At 60.3% G+C, this 23,770-nt stretch carries 25 protein-coding genes; 14 read left to right on the top strand and 11 right to left on the bottom strand.

Annotated features, from left to right (window positions below; all coding sequences use genetic code 11):
- Positions 1–54: 54 nt before the first annotated feature.
- A complete protein-coding gene (locus FFI89_RS12120; RefSeq protein WP_138836790.1) occupies positions 55–2,910 on the top strand; it encodes a winged helix-turn-helix domain-containing protein in 2,856 nt (951 codons plus the stop codon).
- Positions 2,911–3,186: 276 nt separating this feature from the next.
- Complete coding sequence (locus FFI89_RS12115) at positions 3,187–4,551, top strand: MFS transporter (RefSeq protein WP_138836788.1); 1,365 nt, start codon at positions 3,187–3,189, stop codon at positions 4,549–4,551.
- A 121-nt stretch (positions 4,552–4,672) separates the two neighbouring features.
- On the opposite strand, the gene FFI89_RS12110 is transcribed toward FFI89_RS12115, so the two are convergent.
- The 4 genes from FFI89_RS12110 to FFI89_RS12095 form a co-directional block, all read right to left on the bottom strand.
- Positions 4,673–6,328, bottom strand: a complete 1,656-nt coding sequence (locus tag FFI89_RS12110; RefSeq protein WP_138836786.1) for a carbohydrate porin — start codon at positions 6,326–6,328, stop codon at positions 4,673–4,675.
- A 38-nt stretch (positions 6,329–6,366) separates the two neighbouring features.
- A complete protein-coding gene (locus FFI89_RS12105) occupies positions 6,367–8,124 on the bottom strand; it encodes an adenylate/guanylate cyclase domain-containing protein (RefSeq protein WP_138836784.1) in 1,758 nt (585 codons plus the stop codon).
- Positions 8,125–8,184: 60 nt separating this feature from the next.
- Positions 8,185–8,694 (bottom strand): PaaI family thioesterase, encoded by a 510-nt coding sequence (locus FFI89_RS12100; protein WP_168212871.1) that lies wholly within the window; start codon positions 8,692–8,694, stop codon positions 8,185–8,187.
- 298 nt (positions 8,695–8,992) lie between these two features.
- Positions 8,993–9,751, bottom strand: coding sequence for a DUF2066 domain-containing protein (locus FFI89_RS12095; RefSeq protein ID WP_246669183.1), 759 nt, complete (start codon positions 9,749–9,751; stop codon positions 8,993–8,995).
- 628 nt (positions 9,752–10,379) lie between these two features.
- Between FFI89_RS12095 and FFI89_RS12090 the strand changes: the two genes are divergently transcribed.
- Positions 10,380–10,688 (top strand): hypothetical protein, encoded by a 309-nt coding sequence (locus FFI89_RS12090; RefSeq protein WP_138836780.1) that lies wholly within the window; start codon positions 10,380–10,382, stop codon positions 10,686–10,688.
- 301 nt (positions 10,689–10,989) lie between these two features.
- Here the strand turns inward: FFI89_RS12090 and FFI89_RS12085 are convergent, their stop codons facing one another.
- From FFI89_RS12085 to FFI89_RS12075, 3 genes are all read right to left on the bottom strand, one after another.
- Positions 10,990–11,748 (bottom strand): 2OG-Fe(II) oxygenase, encoded by a 759-nt coding sequence (locus FFI89_RS12085; protein WP_138839185.1) that lies wholly within the window; start codon positions 11,746–11,748, stop codon positions 10,990–10,992.
- Positions 11,749–11,765: 17 nt separating this feature from the next.
- Complete coding sequence (locus tag FFI89_RS12080) at positions 11,766–12,299, bottom strand: methylated-DNA--[protein]-cysteine S-methyltransferase (RefSeq protein ID WP_138836778.1); 534 nt, start codon at positions 12,297–12,299, stop codon at positions 11,766–11,768.
- A gap of 281 nt (positions 12,300–12,580) precedes the next feature.
- On the bottom strand, positions 12,581–13,030 hold the full coding sequence (locus tag FFI89_RS12075; RefSeq protein WP_138839183.1) for an ester cyclase: 450 nt from the start codon (positions 13,028–13,030) through the stop codon (positions 12,581–12,583).
- A gap of 239 nt (positions 13,031–13,269) precedes the next feature.
- Here FFI89_RS12075 and FFI89_RS12070 point away from each other — a divergent pair, with 239 nt between their 5' ends.
- Complete coding sequence (locus FFI89_RS12070) at positions 13,270–13,740, top strand: adenylyltransferase/cytidyltransferase family protein (RefSeq protein ID WP_138836775.1); 471 nt, start codon at positions 13,270–13,272, stop codon at positions 13,738–13,740.
- A 188-nt stretch (positions 13,741–13,928) separates the two neighbouring features.
- The gene (locus FFI89_RS12065) at positions 13,929–14,417 is read left to right on the top strand and encodes a CDP-alcohol phosphatidyltransferase family protein (RefSeq protein ID WP_138836773.1); all 489 of its coding nucleotides are present in this window, start codon (positions 13,929–13,931) and stop codon (positions 14,415–14,417) included.
- Positions 14,418–14,440: 23 nt separating this feature from the next.
- On the opposite strand, the gene FFI89_RS12060 is transcribed toward FFI89_RS12065, so the two are convergent.
- Entirely contained in the window at positions 14,441–14,992 is a 552-nt protein-coding gene (locus FFI89_RS12060) for a methylated-DNA--[protein]-cysteine S-methyltransferase (RefSeq protein WP_138836771.1), read from the bottom strand.
- A 212-nt stretch (positions 14,993–15,204) separates the two neighbouring features.
- Entirely contained in the window at positions 15,205–15,837 is a 633-nt protein-coding gene (locus FFI89_RS12055) for a gamma-glutamylcyclotransferase (protein ID WP_210249106.1), read from the bottom strand.
- Positions 15,838–16,288: 451 nt separating this feature from the next.
- On the opposite strand from FFI89_RS12055, the gene ada reads away from it, so the two are divergent.
- The 6 genes from ada to FFI89_RS12025 all read left to right on the top strand — a co-directional run bounded on the left by ada (position 16,289) and on the right by FFI89_RS12025 (position 20,537).
- Positions 16,289–17,386, top strand: a complete 1,098-nt coding sequence (gene ada / locus FFI89_RS12050) for a bifunctional DNA-binding transcriptional regulator/O6-methylguanine-DNA methyltransferase Ada (protein ID WP_246669426.1) — start codon at positions 16,289–16,291, stop codon at positions 17,384–17,386.
- Positions 17,387–17,394: 8 nt separating this feature from the next.
- On the top strand, positions 17,395–18,144 hold the full coding sequence (locus FFI89_RS12045; RefSeq protein WP_210249105.1) for a DNA-3-methyladenine glycosylase: 750 nt from the start codon (positions 17,395–17,397) through the stop codon (positions 18,142–18,144).
- 6 nt (positions 18,145–18,150) lie between these two features.
- Positions 18,151–18,801, top strand: a complete 651-nt coding sequence (gene alkB, locus FFI89_RS12040; RefSeq protein WP_138836765.1) for a DNA oxidative demethylase AlkB — start codon at positions 18,151–18,153, stop codon at positions 18,799–18,801.
- A gap of 165 nt (positions 18,802–18,966) precedes the next feature.
- Positions 18,967–19,218 carry a hypothetical protein gene (locus tag FFI89_RS12035; RefSeq protein ID WP_138836763.1) on the top strand — a complete coding sequence of 84 codons (252 nt, stop codon included), beginning with the start codon at positions 18,967–18,969 and terminating at the stop codon, positions 19,216–19,218.
- Positions 19,219–19,322: 104 nt separating this feature from the next.
- Positions 19,323–19,913 (top strand): hypothetical protein, encoded by a 591-nt coding sequence (locus FFI89_RS12030; protein WP_138836761.1) that lies wholly within the window; start codon positions 19,323–19,325, stop codon positions 19,911–19,913.
- A 288-nt stretch (positions 19,914–20,201) separates the two neighbouring features.
- Complete coding sequence (locus FFI89_RS12025; RefSeq protein ID WP_138836759.1) at positions 20,202–20,537, top strand: VOC family protein; 336 nt, start codon at positions 20,202–20,204, stop codon at positions 20,535–20,537.
- A gap of 120 nt (positions 20,538–20,657) precedes the next feature.
- Here FFI89_RS12025 and FFI89_RS12020 read toward each other — a convergent pair whose 3' ends face one another.
- Positions 20,658–21,239 carry a methylated-DNA--[protein]-cysteine S-methyltransferase gene (locus FFI89_RS12020; RefSeq protein ID WP_168212870.1) on the bottom strand — a complete coding sequence of 194 codons (582 nt, stop codon included), beginning with the start codon at positions 21,237–21,239 and terminating at the stop codon, positions 20,658–20,660.
- A gap of 230 nt (positions 21,240–21,469) precedes the next feature.
- Here FFI89_RS12020 and FFI89_RS12015 point away from each other — a divergent pair, with 230 nt between their 5' ends.
- Positions 21,470–21,925 carry a hypothetical protein gene (locus FFI89_RS12015; protein ID WP_138836755.1) on the top strand — a complete coding sequence of 152 codons (456 nt, stop codon included), beginning with the start codon at positions 21,470–21,472 and terminating at the stop codon, positions 21,923–21,925.
- Between the two features lie 38 nt (positions 21,926–21,963).
- Here FFI89_RS12015 and FFI89_RS12010 read toward each other — a convergent pair whose 3' ends face one another.
- Positions 21,964–22,323, bottom strand: a complete 360-nt coding sequence (locus FFI89_RS12010) for a hypothetical protein (RefSeq protein ID WP_138846634.1) — start codon at positions 22,321–22,323, stop codon at positions 21,964–21,966.
- Positions 22,324–22,614: 291 nt separating this feature from the next.
- Here FFI89_RS12010 and FFI89_RS12005 point away from each other — a divergent pair, with 291 nt between their 5' ends.
- Both FFI89_RS12005 and FFI89_RS12000 read left to right on the top strand, forming a co-directional pair.
- Positions 22,615–22,842: a hypothetical protein gene (locus FFI89_RS12005; protein WP_138836751.1), complete on the top strand. Its 228-nt coding sequence runs from the start codon at positions 22,615–22,617 to the stop codon at positions 22,840–22,842.
- A gap of 510 nt (positions 22,843–23,352) precedes the next feature.
- A complete protein-coding gene (locus FFI89_RS12000; RefSeq protein WP_138836749.1) occupies positions 23,353–23,727 on the top strand; it encodes a hypothetical protein in 375 nt (124 codons plus the stop codon).
- Positions 23,728–23,770 lie beyond the last annotated feature (43 nt).

Genomic DNA, 23,770 nt, shown 5'->3' with positions numbered 1-23,770 from the left:
GACAAGTAAAATTTGGTAAAAAGACGTGAAAGGGATCCCACCCAAGGCGTCTCAATGAACGAACGCGTCATCTCGTTTGGTCCGTTCTCGCTCCACGCGGAGAAACGGCTTCTGCTTGAGGGCGACAGGCAGGTGCGGCTCGGCGGCCGCGCCTTCGATATTCTTGCCTCTTTGGTCGAGCGTGCCGGAGAGGTAGTCGGCAAGGAGCAACTGATCGCCCGGGCCTGGCCGCAAACATACGTCGAAGAATCGAACCTGAAGATTCAAATGAGCGCTCTGCGCCGCGCCCTCGGTGAGGGCGATGGCGGCCATCGCTACATCGTTACCGTTCCAGGACGAGGCTACAGCTTCGTCGCCCCGGTGCGTCGTGAGGAGCCATCACGAACCCTGCTGCCGCCGACAGTAGCATCTATGCCGGCGCACAATTTGCCCTTTGCTGCAACCCGCGTGATCGGCCGCGAAGAGAGCGAGGCAGCGGTGGTTTCACAACTGTCGCAGCAACGCCTCGTCACGATCGTCGGGCCTGGTGGAATCGGCAAGACCACGGTCGCCCTGGCCGTCGCGGAGCAGATGATCGGTGCTTATGAGCATGGTGTCTGGCTGGTTGATCTGGCGGCGCTCCACGACGCTCGCCTGGTACCGAGCACGATTGCCAGCGTGCTCGGCCTGGAAACGCGCACCGAGGATCCTCTTCCCGGTCTCGTCGCTGCCCTTAGAGACCGCCGTATGCTGTTGTTGCTCGACACCTGCGAGCATGTCATTGGCGCGGCGGCTGACCTGGCGGTGACGATACTCAGCGGCGTGGCGGGCCTTACCATTCTGGCGACCAGTAGGGAACCGCTGGGAGTATCCGGTGAACGGGTGCTCCGACTGGAACCCCTCAGCAGCCCCGAGTTTTCGTCTGAGCTGACAGCAATGGAGGCTGCAGCTTTTCCTGCCCCGCAGCTTTTCGTCGAGCGAGTAACAGCGATCGTTCAAGACTTCGTTCTGACCGATGCTAACGCCCCTCTGGTCGTTGCGATTTGCAGGAAGCTGGACGGCTTGCCACTGGCGATCGAATTTGCCGCGCCGCGCGTCGAGGTCCTCGGACTTGAAGGCCTTGCCTCCCGCCTCGACGACGGCTTGCGGCTGATCGGAGGACGGCGCCGTGGCGCCACGCCGCGGCACCAGACGATGCAAGCTGTTGTGGACTGGAGCTACAAGCTCCTCGGCGAGTCCGAGCAAGGCTTCTTTCGTGCACTGGGCATCTTCACGGGCGGTTTTACCGTGGAGGCAGCTGCAGCGGTTGCGATGGATGCAACGGGCGTCAGTGCGATAGACCGCCTGGCCGATCTGGTAGCCAAATCGTTGGTCGTCGCTGATATCAGTGGCATCGAGCCATGGTTCCGACTGCTGGATATGACCGGCGCCTATGCCCTTGGGAAACTGGAGGAGCATGCTGAGTTCGACTCAATTTCTTTGCGGCATGCGGAATACGTCACCCGGCAGCTGGAACCGCAAAAAGGGCCGCTTTCGGCTCTGCCAAGAGCCGATAGAGTTACGACCTATTCCCGGCAACTCAGCGATGTTCGGGCGGCGCTGGAATGGAGCTTTGGATCGCATGGCAGCGACGAGGTTGCGACGAGACTTGCAGCTGCTTCAATGCAGGTTTTTCTCGAACTCTCCCTGTTGACCGAATGCCGAAGCTGGGCAGAGCGCGCGTTAGACCGCCTCGGAGCTCAAGACAAGAACTCTCGACGGGAGATGCAGATCTGTGTGTCATTGTCATTCGCGCTGATGCATACAGCTGGCAGCAACAGCGAGCGCGTTCGCGAGATTTTTTCTCGCGCGCTATCCATTGCGGCTGTACAAGGAGACCTTGCCTGCGAGGTGCGGCTTCTGAATGGGCTCTTCGCATATTACTGTTCGAACAGTGACATTCAGAGTGCGCTCGATGCCGCTTCCCGAAGCAAAGAAGTTGCCAACAAAACCAATGATCCCGACGACGTGGCGCTCGCTGAATGGATGTTGGGGGTCGCCAACCATTTGGTTGGCAATCACCTCGTCGCACTCAAGCATCTTGAAGCCAGCCTCAGCTACATGGCATCCGGTTCGCCCTTCCGTGCCGGGCAAGACCATGGGCAGAGATGTCTTTTGCTTGGCGGGATGGCTCGTTCTCTGCTGTACAGAGGTTCGCTTGACCAGTCACTCAAGTGCGCAAATCGCGCGATAGACGAGGGAGAAAAATCCGGACACCCATACACGCTGTGTCGAGCTCTGTGCGTCACATTTTCAGTCTATTTGGCTCTGGCGGACTTTAGGCGATCGGAGCTGCACCTCGCGCAGTTGACCGAACTCTGTGCACTCGACTCCCTGATCGATTTTCGCCCTGTGGTGACCGGCCTACGAGGTCAGTGGTACCTCCGTCAAAATAATTTTCATGAGGGAATTCCATTGCTGAGGCGAGCCTTTAAGGAGCTTCAGGCACAACGGAACGAAAACCAGACCATAGACATCCTTTGCGATCTGGCCGAGGGCCTAGCCGCCATAGGAGAACACGAGGAAGCCTTGGAGCTGACCTTGAACGCAATCGAGGTGCAACAGCGCGGTGGGAAGTTGGTGTACATGCCCGCCTTGTTCAGGGTTAAGGGCGGTATCCTCGCGTCTCGATCGGAGGTAGACCATGTCCAAGCGGAAAGCAGCTTGCTTTCGGCAATCGACTGGGCGAAACGCCAGTCCGCCACCCTGTTTGAATTGATGGCTGCGACGGACCTTGCTGAGCTGTTGTTAAAGCAGGATCGCGTCTCGGAGGGTTACAAACATCTCAACGCGGCTATTGGTCGAATGCCGGAGGGAATTGTATGCCCCGCTCTCGAGCGCGCCCTGCAAATCCTCGACCGGTTCCAATCCGGCACCGCGGCTGCCGGCTAGTCTAGTTCGCAATGCGCTGCAGCACTCGCCTCGCAGCGTCGAACACCCAGTTGGCCGACTGCCAGCTGTAGCGAGCTGACCACCGAGTGTGCCGTCCGTCGCGTTGTGGCAGTCTTCGCTAACCAAAGCCGCCGGTAGGCGCTCTGACGAAATCCCAGCACTTGTTGCTCGAACCTCCAACCGCCCTTATCGGCTAATAACTACCGTCTGGGCACGCTCTCTTTTTTTGCCAAAGGCGCGCTGGTTCGGTCACGGTGCCTGGGGTAGGGTCAACGCATGGATCTTTCGCACCCGACGGCCGGAGCGACAGAGCTCCCGGCAAACCAACTCGATAGCCTGCGGGTCACGCCGCTGCACTGGGCGATCCTGGTCCTGTGCGCCCTTGGCCTCGCCTTCGACGTGATCGAGTCGGCGCTCAGCTATGCGCTCTCGGTGGCATTCTCGAGTCCGCCGCATCAGGTCGCGCCGTATCAGCTCGCGCTCTTGCTCGGATCGATCGCCGCTGGCGGCGCGATCGGCGCCCCGCTGCTCGGGTGGCTTGCGGACCGCAGCGGGCGCCGCCTTGCGCTCAGCTTGAGCCTGCTCGTGTCGGCGGTGACCTCGCTGCTGGCTGCGGCGAGCCCGGATGTCGCTTGGTTGACATTCTTCCGTGTGCTGTCCGGGATGGCGCTCGGCGCCTATCCGCCGCTGATGGCCACCTATCTTTCCGACGTGCTGCCGGCGGCGCGCCGCGGCATGCTGATCCTCCTGGTCTGCGCGATCGGCGCTCTCGGTGCGCCCGCCGTCGTGCTCTTGATCCGCACCCTCACGCCGCTGCAGCCATTCGGCCTCGACGGCTGGCGCTGCGCTCTGATCATCGGGGCCGTCGGCGCCGCCACGACCGGCGCGGCGTTTCGCACGCTGCCGGAGTCGCCACGCTGGCTGGCCGCCGCCGCGCGCTTCGAGGCCGCCATCGATGCGTACAACCGCTTTTTCCGCCATGCCGGATACGAGGCCGTTCGGCCTGGCGCGCGGCTGCATGCGCCCGTTGCCGGTGTCGAGCGTGCGAGCTTCTGGTTCGGTGCAGCGCGTGCGTATCGGCCGCGAACAGCTTTGCTCTGCGCGCTATATTTCCTCGCTTCTTGGGGGATGAACAGCTTTCCGCTGCTCAGCGGCGCTGTGCTGGTCGAAAAGGGATTCCGCGTTGCGGATTCGCTGCTCTATCTCGCCGTCTCGCTGTTCGGTCCCTCGATCGGCGCGCTGCTGGCGGCAACCTTCATCGATCGCATCGAACGGCGTACGACGCTGGCGCTATGCGCGGCCGCAATGGCGGCCACGGGTATGTGGTTCGCGACCAGCAATGCGCCGGTGCTGCTCATGGCGACGGGCACGGCATTCAATATGATGGTTGCGATCTATGGAGGCGCGCTGTCGGTCTATGGTGCGGAGCTGTTTCCGACCGCGCTGCGCGCAACCGTCTCTTCGACCGCCTGGGCGGTGAATCGCGTCACCTCCGCGCTGGCGCCGCTCGTCCTGCTGCCGCTGCTCAAATCTGCCGGCCCGCTGGCAATGACGGCGGTGATCGCTTTAGCCATGTGCGCCAGCGCGGCCCTTCTCCTTGCGTTCGGCGAACGCGGCCTCTCGGGTAAGCCGGTGGTGTAGGGTCGGATGAAGTCAGGTTGAATTGATGCCGCGGTGACGGTCCATTTTTTCCTACTCCCACAGGGGAGAAGGAAGAGCGGGAAACCTATCCAGCGACGGCAATTGTGCCTCACCCAAGGGTCTACAAATTGAAGACCAGAGATCCTAGAAAATTCAATGAGGACCCCTCTGTGGGAAAGTATGAAATACTCGGATGATCCGTATATGCGATGCCGACCGTTCCATAAACGCCGGGCATCAAACGTGCAAAGTAGGTGAGGCTATATGTGTTGGTGTACTTGTTCGCAAATACGTTTGTAAGTGCGGAATTCCGATTTGTTAGAGCGGTAATATATTTGCTAATATCATTGTGCGTATAGCTAAAGGTTAGCATGTCTTGCGGACGGCTATCAAATGGCCCAATCCAATATGCGCGCGCCTCGTAATACTGGTAAAATGCCGCGGTTTCCGGCGGCGTATACATATATGTAAACCCAGCATATATTCCGCGGTAGGACGACGCATCCGAAGACGGAGCCTGCTGCCACAGCTGTTGATCTGCCAAAAGGTAAACTCCAGGCACGTTGGACTTTGTGCCGGCACTTCTCACCGATGAAAAATCGGTGAACTCGGTTGTATTAAGTATCAGTCCGCCTCGTACCCACGTCGACAGAACGCCTGATTTTTCGTGCTGCCGATAGCCAAGCTCATCCAGCAGAAAAACTCCGGTCCCCGCAACGTCAGAGCCGAAATTTGGCCAAAAATTATTCTTGCTGCGGCTGATCTCGTCGTAAATCGGGTTGCCGGTAACGCCTCTTACCGGGAGACTCCGTTGAACATAAATCTGGTCGTATACGGTATCAGTGATATTCAGTTTCGCGCGCAGGCCCGGTGCAAATGCGGGTACAATCGCCATGCCGAGTTCGACCGGAATCGAGGCCGCGGAGCCGAAGGGTTGCGCGTAATTCCCTCCAATGCCTAGCCCAATTAATTCTGCGATAGGAGCAAGCCAACCGACTTTGAACTCAACCTTGTTGTCAAAGAGCGGTTGATACCAAGAGACACCGACAACTCCGGCATCGTTGACCAAAAAGGCTTCATTATTTGATGTCTGGGACACGATATGGGCCTGGAGTTGCCCTCCCTCGAGGCCGACTCGTCCGAGATCATAAGTTAGATATGTATTATGGTTATAACCAAGGCCGAACGACTCGCCAAAATAGGCCTGGTTGCCTGCACAAATCCCTCCCAGATGGTTCTGATACGTGCACGGTGGATAGGAATTTGGCACGCTGCGAGGCGTATCCAACATATTTGCCTGGCTTAGCATTATCCCGAAGTGCAGAAATCCGATTCCCTGAGAGGCCAACGCTGTGCGGAAGCCCCCATCGTCGAGAAGAAGCGTATCGGTGAACGACGGAAACGGAATATTCCATCCCTTGTAACCAAGTACCTTATCCAGGGCGCGAAGGTTATCCAGGGTAGAGCGGTTGTTGGTGTCATTGATCGGAAGAATCGGACGGTTGTTATCTTCTGTGTTCTTTGCGACGGGTTTTGCTTCCTTTTTCTTTGCGACGATCTTTGTTTCAGATGACTTCGGTTTGGTATTTGCCGCGGGCGCGCTTAATGAGCGACTCGAATCGGGGGTTTCAGCGCGGGTAGGTGTAGCGGAGAGTTGCTGCGCCAGCATACAAGCAGCACCTATGACTATGAATATTCGCGCTTTATCGCCGCATTTGCGTCGTTTGGGAGATGTGCAGTTCAAAGTCCGCAGGATTGCAACAACGTCTTGATCCATAGGAGTCTTCCAGGGAACGGCTGATCGCGGCGCCGCACTCAACCCCGCACTCCGGCTGCAAGGTGGACGCCTTCGACCCGTAGCGCATAATCCTCTGGCCGCATCCAGGGCGGCCTTTGCTGCCAACGCCGAAGTTGCTCCGCCGATTGCGGGGGAACACGTTCCAGTGCTTCGCGCGCCTCGTCCAATTGCCCGAGATAAGCGAGCGACGCGGCGACGTATTCGAAAGGGGGAGCATAGCTCGGGCGCAGGCGAACAACTTGGCGCAATGTCTGCAGCGCAGCGACGAAATCGCGTGAAAAAAACTGCAAGAGCGCACGCCAGATCGACCAAAGCCAAATCAGGGGATCGTGTGGGCTGGCACGCATTGCCTGCTGCAACCGCTCGAGTGCTTCCTCTCGATAGCCGCCGAACCCGAGTACACAACCAAGCATGCTGATGACAAAGGCGCTGTTTGGATTGAGGGCAACCGCGGTGCGCGCTTCGGCGATCGCCGCCTCCCACTGGCCGCCCCACATCATCATGTGTGCCAGCACAGCATGCGCCATCGCATCCTTGTCGTCGAGCGATACCGCGATTTGCGCTTCTTCACGCGCGGTTTCTTGAACCTCCAGGAAAGGGCGACTCGAGAAGTGCCAGATGCCCCACTGGAGAGCCAGCGCATTTCCGTAGTGGCCGGGAGCGAAATTCGGATCGAGCGCGATGGCTTGGCGAAAAAAGGTCTGTGCGGTCTGGTTTTCCTCCGGTCGGTATTTGTTGAAATGCCAAAGTCCTCGCTGGTAGGCTTCCCAGGCATCGAGCCGCTCCGGCGGCTTGCGCAACACCCGCTGCTGCTCGGCCTCGGCCAGCGCCGGCTCGATATCTCCCGCAACACTCGCCGTGATCTCGTCCCGCACGGCAAAGATATCGCTGAGGTCGCGGTCGTATCGCTCGGCCCATATATGGGCGCCGGAGGTCGCATCGATCATTTGCGCGGTGACGCGCACCCGATTGCCGCCCTTGCGCACCGATCCTTCGAGCACATAGCGCACACCCAGTTCGCGCGCCACCTGCTTCACAGCAACCGCGTGGCCCTTGTAGGTGAAGGTCGAGTTGCGAGCGATCACAAACAGCCAGCGAATGCGGCTCATTTCGGTGATAATATCTTCAACCATGCCATCGGCGAAATATTCCTGCTCGGGATCACCACTCATATTCTGAAATGGCAGTACTGCGATCGAGGGCTTGTCCGGCAGGGCGAGCGCCGGCCTTTCCCTCGGCGCGCTCCGGCCAATCAGTACGCGATAGACGCGCACCGGACGCGCGATGTTCTTGAGCTGCTGCAAGCCCATATCCTCGAAGGGGATGGTGAACTTGTCGCGCACTTGCTGATAGGACGAGTCCGAGATGCAAATGCCGCCGGGCTCCGCTATACTTTCTAACCGCGCCGCGATATTCACTCCGTCGCCATGAATGTCCTCGGCTTCGATCATGATATCGCCAAGGTTGATCCCGACGCGAAACTCGATCCGCTGCTCATCTGTAACATTCGCGTTGCGCTCGGCCATGCCGCGCTGAACGTCCATTGCGCAGCGCACGGCGTCCACCACGCTCGGAAACTCGATGAGGATGCCGTCTCCGGTGGTCTTGACGACGCGCCCACGGTGCTCCGCAATCTCCGGGTCCATCAATTCGCGACGGCAGGCCTTCAGACGTGCGAGAGTGCCTTCCTCGTCCGCTCCCATGAGTCGGCTATAGCCAGCCACATCGGCGGCCAGGATGGCGGCGAGCTTGCGTTCGATCCGCTCGGGAGGCACAGGGGAGCCCTCTCTTGACCTGTAGCGAAAGCCTAGCCCAAAGGTACCTCCAATTCAACGTCAGCCTTTCGCGCTCCCCTTCGGAAATTCGAACACAAGGCACGTCGTCGTCGCATGCGCAAGCAGCCGATCCTTTGCATCGGTGATGCGCGCCTCGGCGGTAGCGACGCGGCGGCCGGCGTTGAGCACGCGGCCCTCGGTGCGGATCACGCCGCTCGTCTCGCTGATGCCGCGCACGAATGAGATCTTGAACTCCAGCGTGGCGTAGCCACTGCCCGCGGGCAGCGTGCTCTGCACCGCGATCCCCATCGCGGAATCCAGGAGGATCGCGGCATAGCCACCATGCACCGAGCCGATCGGATTGTAATGGCGCAGACCCGGCACGCTGTGAATCACGACGGCGCCGGGTTCGACCGTGCAGTCGAACGGCTCGACCGTCTGCATGATCGGCGGCTCCGGCAATCGTCTCGCGAAGATCGCGCGGACAAAATCGAGCCCCGACATCGATGCCATCACGTCGATGGGTACGATGCCGTATTCGATAGTCTGCTTGCCGGATTTGTCGTCCATGATCTCTCAACACACCGCGTCGTCGGGCCGGTCCGGATCCGGGCATTTATGATTATTCAGAGAGAATTGCGGAGCTGCGCAACCAATTTTCGCATGGGCCAATGTGACGTTCAAACAAGCTACCGTCTTGAAGGCTGTTATCGCGTCTAGAACGTTCTTGCCGTGTTTGTTCCGAAAACGCGCCCGTGTGCCTTCAAAAGCAAACGCCTCCAGCGCGTGAACGACCGCTTTGCGCCAGGAGCGGTCGTTCGACAGCCTTCATGACGGTCTAATTCTATCAACGTCGCGTTCTGCCCGGCTATGCCGGATCGCCGTTGTTTGATAAAATCTGAGCAGCGCCGCCGATGCCGCGTCGGAAAGCTTCATCAAACGTGACTCCGCGAACCTGCCATCGGTGCGTCCGGCTCTGCCAGTCCATCTGCCACTGCGTGGCCCATCCGAGCTCCCGATCGACCCAGACCAATCGCCCGACCAGAGCGATTTCCCCACCCTGCTGGGCCGCGACCGAAGCCAATGTCGAGGAAGTCATCGTCCTGAGCCCCACGCCATTGATGCTCAATTTCGCCAATGCTGCCACGCCGGGCAACGCAATAGTCATCCCCCGCTTGCCGGCTGCTGCGAGCAGTGATTCACGTTGTAATTCGGACTGGTCTGCATCAGCTGTGACCATGTACTTTTTCAGGTCTTGTTGCATCTCGACAAAGACCCCAAGGACCGGACGGCGTGAAAGCCACGGCTTGAGGCCAAGTGCCTTGAGAACGTCGTCGATTTTCTTTTCATCAAAGTCGACGATCAGATCGTATGGTCGATCGCGGGTGCCCTGCTCGTCGCGAGTTGGAGTGCCCGACATTTGGTCGTGATAGCTAAATGCCCTGACGAAACCTTTCGCCTTCGGTTTGTATGCTGCCAATCGACGGTCGCCCGCAAGCTTCTGCGCACCGGATACTTTTATGAGAACGTCCTCCAAACAAGAGGCGAAGCCGATGATGCGGTTTGCCTCGCCTTGGCCCGTGACGATTGCCTGCGCTCGATATAGGTCAGCCGCTTCGGTCGCCATTGTGCCGGTGCAACACATCAACACAGCTGTAAGCGATATCTTGATTATGGCGCGTACCGCACTAAGACATATCAAGTGCCGCTGGCGTTTTGTCGCATGCCGAGTAACCACGATTATCTCCTGCTTCTACTCCGACGCCAGAGTCGCAACTGAGGGAGCTGAACGAGGCTCGCTACCGCAATGACCATCTCGTGAGATTCCGTTTACCGCAATTCGCCCTGCGAGCACCTACTCTCCCGCCACACCAACTCAAGCCGTTCATCACTCGCTACTGAGTGTTAATTTGGTAGTTCTCAAAGATACCATGGGCTTGCGATGGATTCAGGGAGCACGAATGACCGTTTCGCGCCACAAGCGGCCGACCAGAAACGGCCGATTAGGTGAGATCAACGGTCAATTCGGTTAGAAGCTATGGTCTTCGCCTCGCTATACGCGGAGGACGGGATGGCGGAGGAACTGTCATGCCTACGCCGCCATCGGCGCCCCGGGAGTATCGCGGAAGTTCGGCGGCCCTGACAGTTCGCGAGATAATTTCATCAATGATCGAATCACTGATTTGCGGCAATTCGAGGCGGGCGACCCACCTCGAACGTGTCAGTGACAGGCAGCATCTGCAGGGAGAGCAGGTATGACGAACTCCGAGGATAAACCGCCTCCCGCTGTCGGAGCCTATTGGATAAAGGAGGAAGATTATCCAACCTTGCGGCAACTTTTCGACGATGGCGACAAGATGCCACGGAGCTGGAAAGAATGGCTGAAGATGGCCGAGGAAATGGAGCATGGGCTCAAGGCCTATGGACACGTCGTGCTACGTGTTTACATCGACCCCGCCACATTTCCGGACTGGTGCGCCGCTCATAGCACAAGCCCAAGCAGTGCCGGACGCAGAAAATTCGTCGCGGCGGCGGTAACCGAGAGATATGGCCGACAGGTCTAGCCACCACCGTCGTTGCGGGATGCCCGCCCATCGTCGAACAGCACGTTCGGCTAGGCTTGCCCTCGGGGCTTGCGTTCGCCCCTCGAGGCGCATGTGGATGCGTCGCGCAGCTCCCGGCCATAGGCGGGCCGTCGTCCGGCTTGAGCAATTCCCTTTAACTGCACCTGGGTCGTCGGGAGAAAAGATGACGATCGCCAAACCCGATCATCACCTCGTCGATAACGTCACCGACACACGACTGTTGTCCTTTGCCTAAGATCGAATTTTAATCCGATCATAATTCTGGCGTTCTGATGCGCACTCAGGTCGCGTCGTGGAAGATCACGCCGACCGTATGGCGTCTCCCCGAGTAGAGTTTGCTGACGCCGTGATTCAGCTTCACCTGGTAGTCGCCACGAACACCCTTCATCGGTCGACTGTTCACGGCAAAGATGGCAGCGTCCCCCTTCTTGAGGGGCAAAACCATTGCGCGCGTTTGCATGCGAGGGCGTTGCTCGGTCATGACGAACTCGCCCCCTTCAAAGTCCTCGCCCGGCTGGTCCAGCAGAATCGCGATCTGAATCGGAAAGACGTGCTCGCCGTACAGATCACGGTGAAGACAGTTGTAGTCTTCAGGCGCGTACTCCAGCAGAAGGGGCGTAGGACGGACCTGGCCCGCCTTGTGGCAGCGATCGAGGAATGCGGCATGATTCGCGGGGAACCGCACGTCCTTGCTCATGCGCTCGTGCCATTTGTTTGCGACCGGCACCAGATGGGGATAGGCCGCCGCCCGCAGCGCCTGGATGATCGGCGGCAGCGGATAGCTGAAGTATTTGTACTCACCGCGACCGAAACCGTGCCGGCCCATGATGACGTGGCTCCGGAAGCCGTCACCCCGATGGTAGAGGCCGACGACCGCATCGGCTTCCGCGTGGGTCAGAAGCTTCGGCGCGATGGCCCAACCTTGGGCGTCGAGATCGGCGTAGATCCGTTCCCAGTCGACGCGCTCCACGCGCGCCTGAATCGCCGCCGTCACCGTGGCTCCGTTTCCCTTGGTGGTCTTCTCAGTCCCGTTTTTCATTTGGCTCACATTCGCGGTCATAGGTCGATACCCTCTCTATTGATCAATCGAAGCTTGCGCTTCACGCCCCAACGATAACCGGCAACCGATCCGTCGGCCTTCACGACGCGGTGGCACGGCACGGCGACGGCAATGCGATTTGCGGCGCAAGCCGCACCGACCTCTTTAGCCGTCGCCGCGATCGGCAAATTCTTTGCGATTTGGCCATATGTCCGTGTTTCCCCGATCGGGATGGACATCAACGCCTTCCAGACCGCCATTTCGATGGGCGATCCACGCAGATCGAGCGACAACTCGACTGCGGCGCGCGGCGTATCGATCATCGAGATGGCACGGCTGATCGTAGTCTCAAGGGCGGCCTGATCGAGAACGAGCCGCGTGCACGGAAACGCCTGCTCCAGATCGCGAAACAGCTTCGCTCGATCCTCGCCGAGGAACAGCGCCGCAACGCCGCGCCTGGTTTCGGCCACGACGATCTGCCCGAGCTCGGTTTCTCCATAGCCGAAAAGAAGGATCTCGGGCTCGGTCGTGTTGGGGGCCGGCGTATTCATGACAGTATTCCTCCGTATCAATCCGGAGCATCTGCCCTTTTGCTCCCGTCCCCACTCCGTGCCTTGCTTTCAAATTGGCTTTTTGCGATGGCCCCGACGGTCACTCCGGATATCCGTCGCTTCGCGACGCTGAGCGCGATCTCACCTCCAGGCGCGCGGCGCGGGCGCCGAAGCGAACGACCAGGATCCGAGGGAGCGAGCTATTTCGGTCGGAATTTCATCGTCGGCAAGCGTACGCTTGCCAAAAGGCCGCCGTTCTTTCGAACGACGGCCTCACGCAGTTAGGCAGCCTTCAGGATGCCGAGCTGGGTCAAACACGCGACGCCGTCATCGAGGCCGATTTCCTCGACGATCTTGCCATCCTTCAGCTTGAGAATGGTCACGCCGGTGAAGCGCATCGTCTTGCCCGTGTTGGCAGACAGGCTGCCAGCCAGGAAATCCTTGAACGCCGGTCCGGTGTGGGTGCCGCCGCCTTCCCATTGTCCGATGACGTAGTCGCCCTCGGCGAGAAGATCGGCTGTACCCCAGAAGTTCAGGTCGCGGAATGCGGCGCGGAAATCGGTGATGAAGTTCTTGATATCCGCCCGCCCTCGGCGGGGTTCGTGCAGAGAATACTTCAGCAGCATGTCCGGCGCTGCGATCTGCTCGATCACGCTCGCATCGAAGGTCTTTCCCCAGAATCGATCGAACCACTGACCGACGATCGCCTTGTTGTCATCTTGCAAGCTCATGTAAATGCCTTTCGGGTTGTCCGCGATCACCGAAGAGGTGATCACGCCGCCCGTGCCTATTCGTGCGCGGGTGCGCCCGAACTCCGTTTCTTGCCCCCATATCGATGTCGCCGACTCGTCGCCGCTTCGACGAGGCACAGATCGATTGGAGTAATTCAATTGGGGAGCAGGAAGCGGAGCGCTGCGACGCCCGTCGACCGACATCATCAAGATCACGCGAAAATCGGGAGACGACTACAATGATCCGTATCGGGTACGTGCCGGGCGCCTTCGATCTTTTCCATATCGGGCACCTGAATATTCTACGGCAGGCGAAGGAGAACTGCGACTATCTCATCGCCGGCGTGGCCGCGGACGACGTGCTGATCCGACACAAAGGCGTGACGCCCGTGATACCGCTGCTCGAGCGACTCGAGATCGTTCGCAATGTCCGGTACGTGAACATGGCGCACGCCGCGATGACGTACGACAAGATAGAGATCTGGAAGGAATTGCGTTTCAACGTGTTGTTCAAGGGCGACGACTGGCGCGGAACCGAAAAGGGCAACAGGCTGGAGCGCGATTTCGCCAGAGTAGGTGTCGACGTGATCTATTTTCACTACACACAAGCCACCTCGAGCAGCGCTCTCCGCCGGACTTTGCAGAATATCGACGCTATCGCGACCCGGACCCGCAACGTCGCGGCGCTCGAAGCCGCGATCGCCGCCTGACTTCAGCGATGGGACAATCCTGCGGCAACGACGATTCTCGTCGCGGGCGCCGAGATCGCGAACTACCTACGTTTCTGACGGGAACGACGCTGACTTTCCTCAAACCCAGGCTGAAAAGACTGCTGTATCCTGTCGCGGCGCTGCTGGCGCGGACCGGGGTCACAGCGAATCAGGTGACGTTGGCGTCGTTGGCCGGATCGATCGCGGTCGGCTCCGTCCTCTGTGCGTTTCCCGACAGGCCCGCGCTTTTCGGGATTCTTCCGGCGTGGGTCCTCGTCCGGACCGCCTGCGCCTCGCTCGACGGCACGTTGGCGGTCGAGTTCGGACAAAAGAGTCGCTTGGGTGGCGTGCTGAACGAGACTGGCGACATCCTTTCCGAGATCGCTTTATTTCTTCCATTGATGTTCATCTCGTCTTGCACCGTCGCAAAAGGCTCGATCGTGATCGCGCTCGTTGTGCTGAGCGAATTCGTCGGCCTGGCCGGCCCCGCGTTCGGCGACCAGCGCCGCGTTGAAGGTCCCTTGGGTAAGGCCGATCGCTCGTTCGTGCTTTCGATCGGCGGCGCCGCCGCCTTCCTGGGGTTTTTACCAAACCCGACCTGGCCGGCCTCGCTCGCTCTCTGCATCGGAGCCGCGCTCACCGGCTGGAATCGGCTGTGCATGGTCGTCAAAAACTAGGGCGCCGTGGGACGGCCTAGCGACTACGCCGCGGCGACTTCGCGATTCACCAGCGCCCGCTTCCGCTCGACGCCCCAGCGATAGCCAGAGGTAGATCCGCTGTTTCCCATGACACGATGGCACGGTATTGCGAGGGCGATTGGGTTCTCCGAGCAGGCTTGCGCGATAGCGCGCAAAGACTTCGGTCCGTGTACCCGACAGGCAAGCTGCGCGTAAGTAACCGGCCGGCCGGATTTCACGGTGCGCAATGCGTCCCAGACGCGATGCTGAAAAGGTGTCCCGCGCACGTCGAGCTCGAGATCAAGATCGTCCTTCGGCGACGCGATGAACTGCACCGCCTTAGCCAACTCGTCACGAACGTGAGGCTTGTTCAGGACCAATAGGCTCATCGGAAAGATCGCAGCGAGGCTCCGCTCCATCTCGTCCTGGTTCGCCCCCAGCAAGATCGCGCACACACCAATCTTGCTGCGTGCGACCAGCACCTTCCCGAGATCGCAACCGTCGATTCCGTATTCGATCAGGTCGGCCGCGTCGGCGAGTTCCCCCCCGGCGAGGCGCGTCGCGATGAAATTCATGGCCCTTCTCCCGTTAGCTGAGCATGAAGTTAACGCTACGCGTTCCGGATCCACGGACACTCCGGTCCTTATTCTCAAATCAGGGAAGCTTGCACTGCGGAGAACAACTGCTCCGCGACCACGTCCGCCGTTCCGTCCGGAAGCGACGCCGACAGGTACTCGATCCCCGCTCTTGGCCCCGAGTTATCGATCCCGCAGCGGCCCACGCCTCCTTACGCCGCCAGGGCGATTTCGACGCGGTTCGCAAGGTGCTCGAGGGCAAGGTCGGGTATTCCGTGAGCGCGCAGTCCGTCTCGCGTCTGAAAGAGGTAGTCCGCGCAAGACCCCAATCCGCCCGACGCAGAGGCCAGGCGTCGCACCGCGACCTCCGCGGGCATATTGCCGACGTATTTCTCGCCCTCCGGATCGATCGTGAAGGCGACGGCATGGCCGAAGCCCACCCCGTCTTCATCATGGAGCTCCAACCACTTTGGAACATAGGCTCCGCGACACAGCATCTCGCGCCGCCAAAGCAGGGTTAATTCCGAACGGACGTCGGCGTCGTCGAGCCGGAAAGCGCTCCCAAGGCATTCCCCACCGCCGTCCAGGCCCAGCATCAAGCCCGGAGAGGCGGGAGAAGCTCGACCCGCGACGATGGACATGCAGAACGAGCGATGCCATCCCTCGACTTTGGCGATGCGCCGTTCGACGAATTTGACTGCCGGATTCCAGATCAACGAGCCGTAGCCGAAGATCCATACGCTGCCTTCGGGCTTCGCCTCCAACATCACGTCGAGGGAGGCTTCGCGTTCTTCCTCGCTCAGAAGCCGGAGGTATGGCGCGTCCCTCAAGTAGATCTCCGCCATGCCGCCGACCTGCAGCAGGGACCGGCTGACTACCGGAGGCTTTACGTCGGTTGAGAATGCGAACGATCTCCGATTCGCCCTGGTCGTGTCCGCGGTTGCCGACTTCATATCGATGCTCGTCGGGCGTCCCCATCAAATTCGCTCCGATCGCCCGTTACGGAGGCACCGTCGACCTACATTCGAGGTCGGCCGCGCACACTCCGATTCTTGCTTCCGGATTTTCGCGAACTCGACTTCGAGATTGCGTGAGGTCGCTCCGTAGATGCGCGACGAGCGACACAGTGGGCTGTCTTCGATCGTTCGGAAATCGGGTGGCGGTGCGATCTCGTTGAGCGCCAAAGTCCCGGAGCTGACGGCTGGTCCAGATTTGAAAGCAAGGATCGGAGTGCGAACCCGGCGCCGTCCGGCAAATTGGTCCAGACCATCGACCCGAAAAAGAGCCGAGAGAAACGTGACGACCGCAGACAGAAGCAAATTGAAATTGATTTGCGTTGCCGACGACCCGCGCTGGGCGCGCGTCTTGGCGCGAGACAAGACCGCCGACGGTCAATTCTGGTATTCCGTGACGACGACGGGGGTCTATTGCCGCCCGTCGTGCCCCTCTCGCACCGCAAATCCCAAGAACGTCGCGCTACACGACACGCTGGCGTCGGCCAAGGCCACTGGCTTCCGTTCATGCAAGCGGTGCCATCCCGACGGACTTTCGCTCGACGACGAAAACGCGAAGCTCGTCGCCAAGGCCTGCCGTCTCATCGAGGAGAACGAGGAGCCACCCTCGCTCGACGAGCTTGCGGGCAAGGTCGGGCGAAGCTCCAGCTATTTCCACCGCGTTTTCAAGGCCGTCACCGGACTAACGCCGAAGGACTACGCGGCGGCGCATCAGGCCGCAAAAGTGCGTCAGTGTCTTGAGACGGGAAGCAGCGTGACCGGGGCCATGTACGACGCCGGCTTCAATTCGAGTGGCCGCTTCTACGCCAAGTCGACCGACATGCTGGGAATGACGCCGAGCCGTTATCGCGAGGGTGGCGTCAACGAGAGAATTCGCTTCGCGGTCGGCGAGACGTCGCTCGGCTCGATCCTGGTCGCCTCGAGCGAAAAAGGCGTCGCTGCCATCCTGTTGGGCGACGATCCGAACAAACTCGTTCACGATCTCCAAGATCGCTTCCCGAAGGCTGAGCTGGCCGGCGCCGATCCCAACTATGAGGCGCTGGTGGCGCGCGTCGTGGGTTTCATCGAAGCGCCGGCGATCGGGCTCGGCCTTCCTTTGGATATCCGGGGAACGGCCTTTCAGCAGCGTGTGTGGCAGGCATTGCAGGAGATTCCCGTCGGCCAGACCGTGTCCTATGCGGAAGTCGCCAGGCGGATCGGGGCACCCAAAGCGGCCCGTGCCATCGCCAGCGCATGCGCGGCCAACAACCTTGCCGTGGCGATTCCCTGCCATCGGGTCGTAAGGGACGACGGCTCGCTCTCCGGATACGCTTGGGGGGTCGAGCGGAAGCGCGTCCTGCTTGATCGAGAATCCCGCAAGACCGCGGCCGCAGCGGGCTGATCGTTTCGATGGCCCGCTACCTCGTCGAAATCGGCGAGAATACTATCTACCGCCCGAAAGCACTCGTCCCTGCACCAATGGCCACCTTCGCGCGCTACAGCAAATCGGTCGCCTTTCTCCGGAAGATCGATCCCGACTGGGCCGACCTGGTCGCCCGGGTCGGCCCGTGTCGCCACGATCCCAAGGCCGCGCGCGAACCCTATGAGGCGCTGGTCCGGGCGATCGGATATCAGCAACTCACCGCCAAAGCGGGCGACGCGATGATCGGTCGGCTCAAGGCGCTGCATCCGGACGTCGCGTTCCCGACCCCGGAGAACATCCTCCGTAGCGACTTCGACGCGCTGCGCGCCTGCGGCTTCTCGGCGGCCAAGATCGCCACGATCAAGGCGATCGCCGACGGCGCGCTGTCCGGACTGGTGCCGACGCGAGGCAACGCCGTCGAAATGGAGGACGAGGAGCTCGTCGAGCGCATCACGAAGATCAAGGGAATCGGGAGGTGGACCGTCGAAATGCTGCTCATGTACTCGCTGGAGCGCATGGATATCCTGCCCGTCGACGATTTCGGCGTGCGCGACGGCTACCGCAAACTCAAGAACCTGGCCGAACTTCCGAAACCCAACAAGCTCCGCGAGATCGGCAAGGCGTGGGCGCCGCACCGCACCATTGCGGCCTGGTATCTCTGGCGCATCCCGCGCGATCGAGACGCGGATTCGAAACGGCCGGCAGAATCGAAGCAAGTCGGACCAAAGCGCCGATGACACCCGATGAATGACCTGTTCGATGCCATAGACCCTTCGGAGCGGCCGCGGGAAACCATCGCCGAGGGAGCGTATCTGTTGCGCGGCGCCGCCCTCGCTTTCGAACGCGACGTTCTGATCGGCCTCGATGCCGTCACGGCCCGCTCGCCGTTTCGGCATATGGTGACGCCCGGCGGGTTTGTGATGTCAGTCGCGATGACCAACTGCGGCGCGGCCGGTTGGATCACCGACCGAAGCGGATATCGTTACGACGCTCTGGATCCCGAGAGCGGCGACCGGTGGCCGCCGATCCCCGAAAGCTTCCGCAGCCTGGCCGCCGCAGCGGCAGAAGCCGCGGGCTACCATGACTTCATGCCGGACGCCTGTTTGATCAACCGATACGAACCGGGCGCCCGCCTGTCGTTGCACCAGGACAAGAACGAGAGGGACTTCGAAAGACCGATCGCATCCGTCTCCCTCGGGCTTCCAGCGACGTTCCAGTTCGGTGGCCTGAGGCGAAAAGATCCCGTCCGAAGGTATGCGCTGCGCCATGGCGACGTCGCGGTCTGGGGCGGGCCCGCGCGTCTTTGCTACCATGGCGTAGTGGAACTGAAGGAGGGCTTGCATCCGACCTTGGGCCGAATGCGCATCAATCTAACCTTCCGCGAAGCTTTATAATCCGGTTGCGACTTCGGGAATTTGAAGATGATATCCGGAGTGCCTCAAACAGGTATGCATGCTTGACATAGGGTGAAGTCGGCAATCGGCCGCATAATGGATGCTCTCGCACAAATTGCCGGGTAATCCCGACATCAGGGGCCCATCTCAAGGAAGTTCCAGACGATGTTCCGTATCGGCGGGGTCAACGGCAAAATAGGTCGAAATGAAGCCTGCGGCACCTTGGCGAGCGTGGATGATGTCGTAGCGCGCTTCAGCGACGATCCGGCGAAGTCGCTGGTCATGATGTGCTTGAGCCAGTTCGTGAACGACGGATACGCGGAATGGCACGCGCGCGACGACGGCGACTTCGAGCTGCGCTTCGTTACCGGCGAAATCTTTCTCATGGCCGACACTACGATGACGCGCCTCGCCTGACGCGACGATTTCGCGATTCGACGACAGAAATCGGAGTGAGGGCGTCAGGCAGCCCGTCTAGTCCGGACCCCACCCAGTCTCTCCACGAACGACAAGACGAACCGATGTGCGACAAGCCGAGCTCGATGGAGCTGGAAAATTTCAATCAAACCAAAGATCGCACCGTCCTGCCACTGCTCGCGCTTTCCGCGTTCGATAGCCGTCGCGCCAAGGAACGATTTCCCGAATATCGGCTGACGCAACTGGTTCTGGCTCGGCTCGATATGACCGACTCGGAAGCCACGGTTTTCGCGGACTTTACGGACGCGATGCCGTGGGGACCCAACTTCTTCGGCCTCGCACCATTCTACGATCATCTTCGCGCTTCGATAGAGCGGTTCGCGCTTGCGCCGCTGTTCGCAAGCGACGGCCCCGGAAGACATCATCATACGATTCGCCCCCGCGGGTACGACTACTACGCCGACGCGGTCGATCCGACGGGCATGGAACAATGGCGAGCCGACTACCGCGTGATGACGCCGGCGCAGCAGATGTTCGCGGCTTCGATAATCTGGCTCTATCGGGGGAAGAAGGACAACTGCTGGCTCCGCCGTGTTCCATGCACTTGGCATGCGGCTGACGCGATCGAGGAAATGCGTCGACGAGGCGCGCTCGCGAGTTGGGGAAGACTGGTGATGCTCTATCCCGGATGGTGAACAGGCAGCTCCACCGAGAACAAGCCTTTGTACTACCGAACGACATCGCGTTTTCGCTTGCGGGCGTGAAGTCCGCCTCGGTCATCGAGGTAGGTCGCTGGCGATCTGTCAATTCAAAAGCAAAAAACGGAGTGATCGTGGCGGACGTTCGATCGACGCTGATACACCGATCCATATCGAAAAGCATGAAACATGAGTCGACGTGCGTTGCGGCCGATCTGGGGCACTGTGGTCGCCGTCCTCGGGTGCTTGTCCGCCCAAAATGCCGAGGCCGAATTAGGTCCGTGCATGACGGCTGCTCCAACGACACCCAATGTGGTGGTGTTCGTGTCGGACATGGAGAAATCCATTCATTGGTACCGCAGGAATATCGGTCTTGCCGTCGACGAGAATTGGAATACCGTCGCAAGATCGGACAGCCAGGTCGTCCTAATGGGTCGAAATGGGATCGGAGTGACGTTGCTCGCCTCCGGACGACCTATAAAGCTACCCGATCCGCAGCGGCTATGTTTCGTGTTCGAAGGCCCGCCCGCACCGTCGTCCGGCTCGCCGCCACTTTTCCTGACCGATCCTGATGGAACGTCGGTCGAGCTGCCGTCGTTTCCAGCTTCGCGCGTCAACTAGCCGTCACGCCGAAACTTCAACTCGGTGCGCGCCTGCAGGCAGAACTTAATGCCTCAGGGAACGCGTCCTTCGATACCCTCGCGACCATGACCGCCGGCGCCTCTCGCGCCCGTCGCGCGTTCAAACGCGAGACGCGTAGTGAGCGCATTTCGAGCCGAACTGCGCGTTGGCCTCGGCGCGAAGAAGGGCGCGCTTGCGCTCGCGCCCCCACCGGTAGACGCCGATTTCGCCGTCGTCGGCGATGACCCGGTGGCATGGAATTGCAATCGCAATTCGATTGGCGAGGCACGTCTGAGCGATCGCAAACGAATCGCCGGGAATACCTACCCGCCCGGCGACTTCGGAATACGTGCGTTGCTCGCCGGGAGGGATGGATCGAAGTTCTTCCCAGACGCGCTTCTGAAAGGCCGTGCCCCTCACGTCCAGCGGTAGACTGACGCCGATGCGAGGATCTTCGGTAAAACTGACGATGCTCGAACCGATGCCTTCAAGCCCGTAACCGCCGCTGACCGGCTGCTCGTCGGGAAACTCGCGTCGAAGATCCCGCTCGAGCTCTTCTCGATCTTCACCGAGCAGCAACGCCGAGAGGCCGCGCGGACTGACAGCGGCGAGAACCATGCCGAGCTTTCCCTTCATCGAAAAGAACTGGAAATATTCGTTTTCGTAGCTCGAGCTCGCTTCGAGACCGATCCGGCTGTCCATGACCCTGTTCCTCGCATTTCGAAACATCCTCCGGTCCCACTGTCGGAAACGGTAGACACATGGTCGCGCAAGCTAGACTCGCGGCCCCGATACGCACTCCGTTTGATGTCCTCAAACCGTCCGGCGGCGACATGCGGTCGCGCCGATTTCGGTTTGAAGATAAGAACCGAAGTTCTGATCTCCCGCCGCCGACTATGGTCTGACCGTCACGGTCCGTTGCGGAGGGAAACATGAAGCTGGTGCGATTCGATGGGGGCAAGACGGGTCTGATGGTCGAGCTGCCGTCCGGACCACATGTGTTGGACGTGATCGGCAGCCTCGGAGCCCTGGCTCCCGACGATCCGATTTCCCAAGGCGTTCTTAACGGCATCTTGAAGGACAACGGAAAGTGGTCCGCTCTGATCGAACACTGGCCGTTGGCGCGCGTCGGGCTTCGGCGCCTCAGTCTGCTGGCTCTAGCCGATTCTAAGGGAGAGCGGCTGGTCATCCGTCGCGCCGATGAGGCCCGGATCGCGGATCCGGCGGAAGATCCGAACGCCATCGTTGCGATCGACATCACGGTCCCGAACAGACTCAAGCTCGATCCTACCGGTCGCGAGGCAATGACTCACCAATTCTCCGTTGCGTCGTCCGTCGTGGATGATCGCGTCGTCGTACTCGATACCTACAAGACGACCAACCCCTAAGACGGGAAAGCGATCGCCGGCCGGTCGGTTTTCGCGCCCTAGCCGTCGCTCTCCAGATGGGCGTGGCCCATCTTCTCCGACAACTGTTCGCCGAGGCTGAACGAGATCGTGAAGCCTTCCTGCGTCCCGAACGTGAGGATTCGGCGGCCGCCCTCGCTCAGCTCCATGCGGAAGTCGGTCAGCGGATAAGCTATCCGCGTTCTGGGATCGCTCTGCCAGCGTTCGATGACCTTGGACGCCATCTTCGGTAACGTGACGAGCAACGCGGTCAACGTCTCGATCTTCATGTTGATGGCCATCTCGCGGCCGGCGACGTCCTCGGCGAACAACTTGACGGCTGTCCCGTCGTAGGCGGTTTTGAAGCCCACCAACCTGCGAACCTCCACATTCCCTCGCATGACGATTATTCCGATGTTGCGAGCCTGGCAGCACGGCCGGCCGCAGTCGGGCCTTACGCAACCCAGATGATGCGCTCGCGGCCGCCGCTCGATGTTCATGGTCAGAATACAGGCCGGGATTCCCGCGCCACGCTCCGTTTCTTGCTTTCAAATCGCGGGAGCATGTCGCAGAGCGACAAGTGTCGACAACCGATCGCCCTCTGCGGCTCTTCCGAGTTCGACGTCACGAATCGGAGTGCGGTCCGCGAATGCCGCGCCGAGAATCGTGGCCCACTTTGGAGACATCTGAACATGACGTCATTCCTCGATCTGCTCGAGATCGCCGCTGCGCGCGGTGACGGACTACATCCCAAGCTGCTCGCGTTGTGCAAGGGCACGGCATCCGCGCCGCAATGCGATACGGTGACGCGAATTGACGGCATGATTCAGTCCGGCCCCCATCCCAACGGGTTCGAGCACGCGCGAAACGCGGCGTTGCCGCAGCGCGGACCGCTGCCGGCGAGCGACGACGAAAAATAGGAAAGACCCGCAGCACAAGTCGGCTCCGAATAAAGTTTCGCGCCACTCTGGGTACCCGAACGTGCGTTTAGCCATGGAAAAGCTCGAATGAAGTACGTCGCTCTCACCTGCACGATCTTCTTGACGGTCACTGCTTGCCATGCCGGGAATGGGGCGACGCGCTTCAACCTGGCGCAGGCTCAGGCGCCGAAGGAATGCGTGACGAACTGCGATTCCGCTAATTTCTCATGTTCACAGAACTGCGGATTGTCCGGCGCTTGCGTGGCGCAATGCAATGCGACGGCATCCGCCTGCAAGGCCGCTTGTGCGAGCGCGAAGTGAAACGCCCATGTCGGTGGTCGCGCTGAACTGTGGGAGGTGCGCGGTCGAAACTGACATCCGCAGCGCCGAGATCGGCCGGGCGCGCGCAGGCTGCGAGGCCGTAATGCAGATCGGTCGCACAAGTGCGCCAGGCGACGCTGGCGCCAATGGCCGGAACGGCGCCCCGTAGCTTAAAGAGAAGACGTCACAATGACCGACATTCAGATCGACAGATTGATCAATTTCGAGACGGCGGCCGACGGTACGGCGGTCAGATTGATCATCAAGGATTCCGCCGGTCAGACCGTGGGCATCATAATGAACATCGACACGCTGTCATCGCTGTTGATGACGATGCCGACGATGGCGTCGTCGGCCGTGAAACGGGCGCACGGCGACCCGCGGACGCGCATCACCTATCCGGCGGAAGAGTTTCAGATCGAGGAAGGGCCGGACAACCTCCGCATCCTAACGATCGGCACGCCGGAGGGGTTCAACGTATCCTTCTCTCTCACCGAGGAATTGTCCTACGAACTCGGTGAGGCCCACCTGTCAGGCTTCGGTCAACGCCCTCGAAGGCATTGATCGCAGTATCGGCGATCGGTTCAGAACAGTCCGCTTGACGTAG

Source organism: Bradyrhizobium sp. KBS0727 (assembly GCF_005937885.2).
Lineage (GTDB): Bacteria > Pseudomonadota > Alphaproteobacteria > Rhizobiales > Xanthobacteraceae > Bradyrhizobium.
The sequence above is the reverse complement of the archived record's forward strand: the minus strand, read 5'-3'. Positions and strand labels throughout refer to the sequence as shown.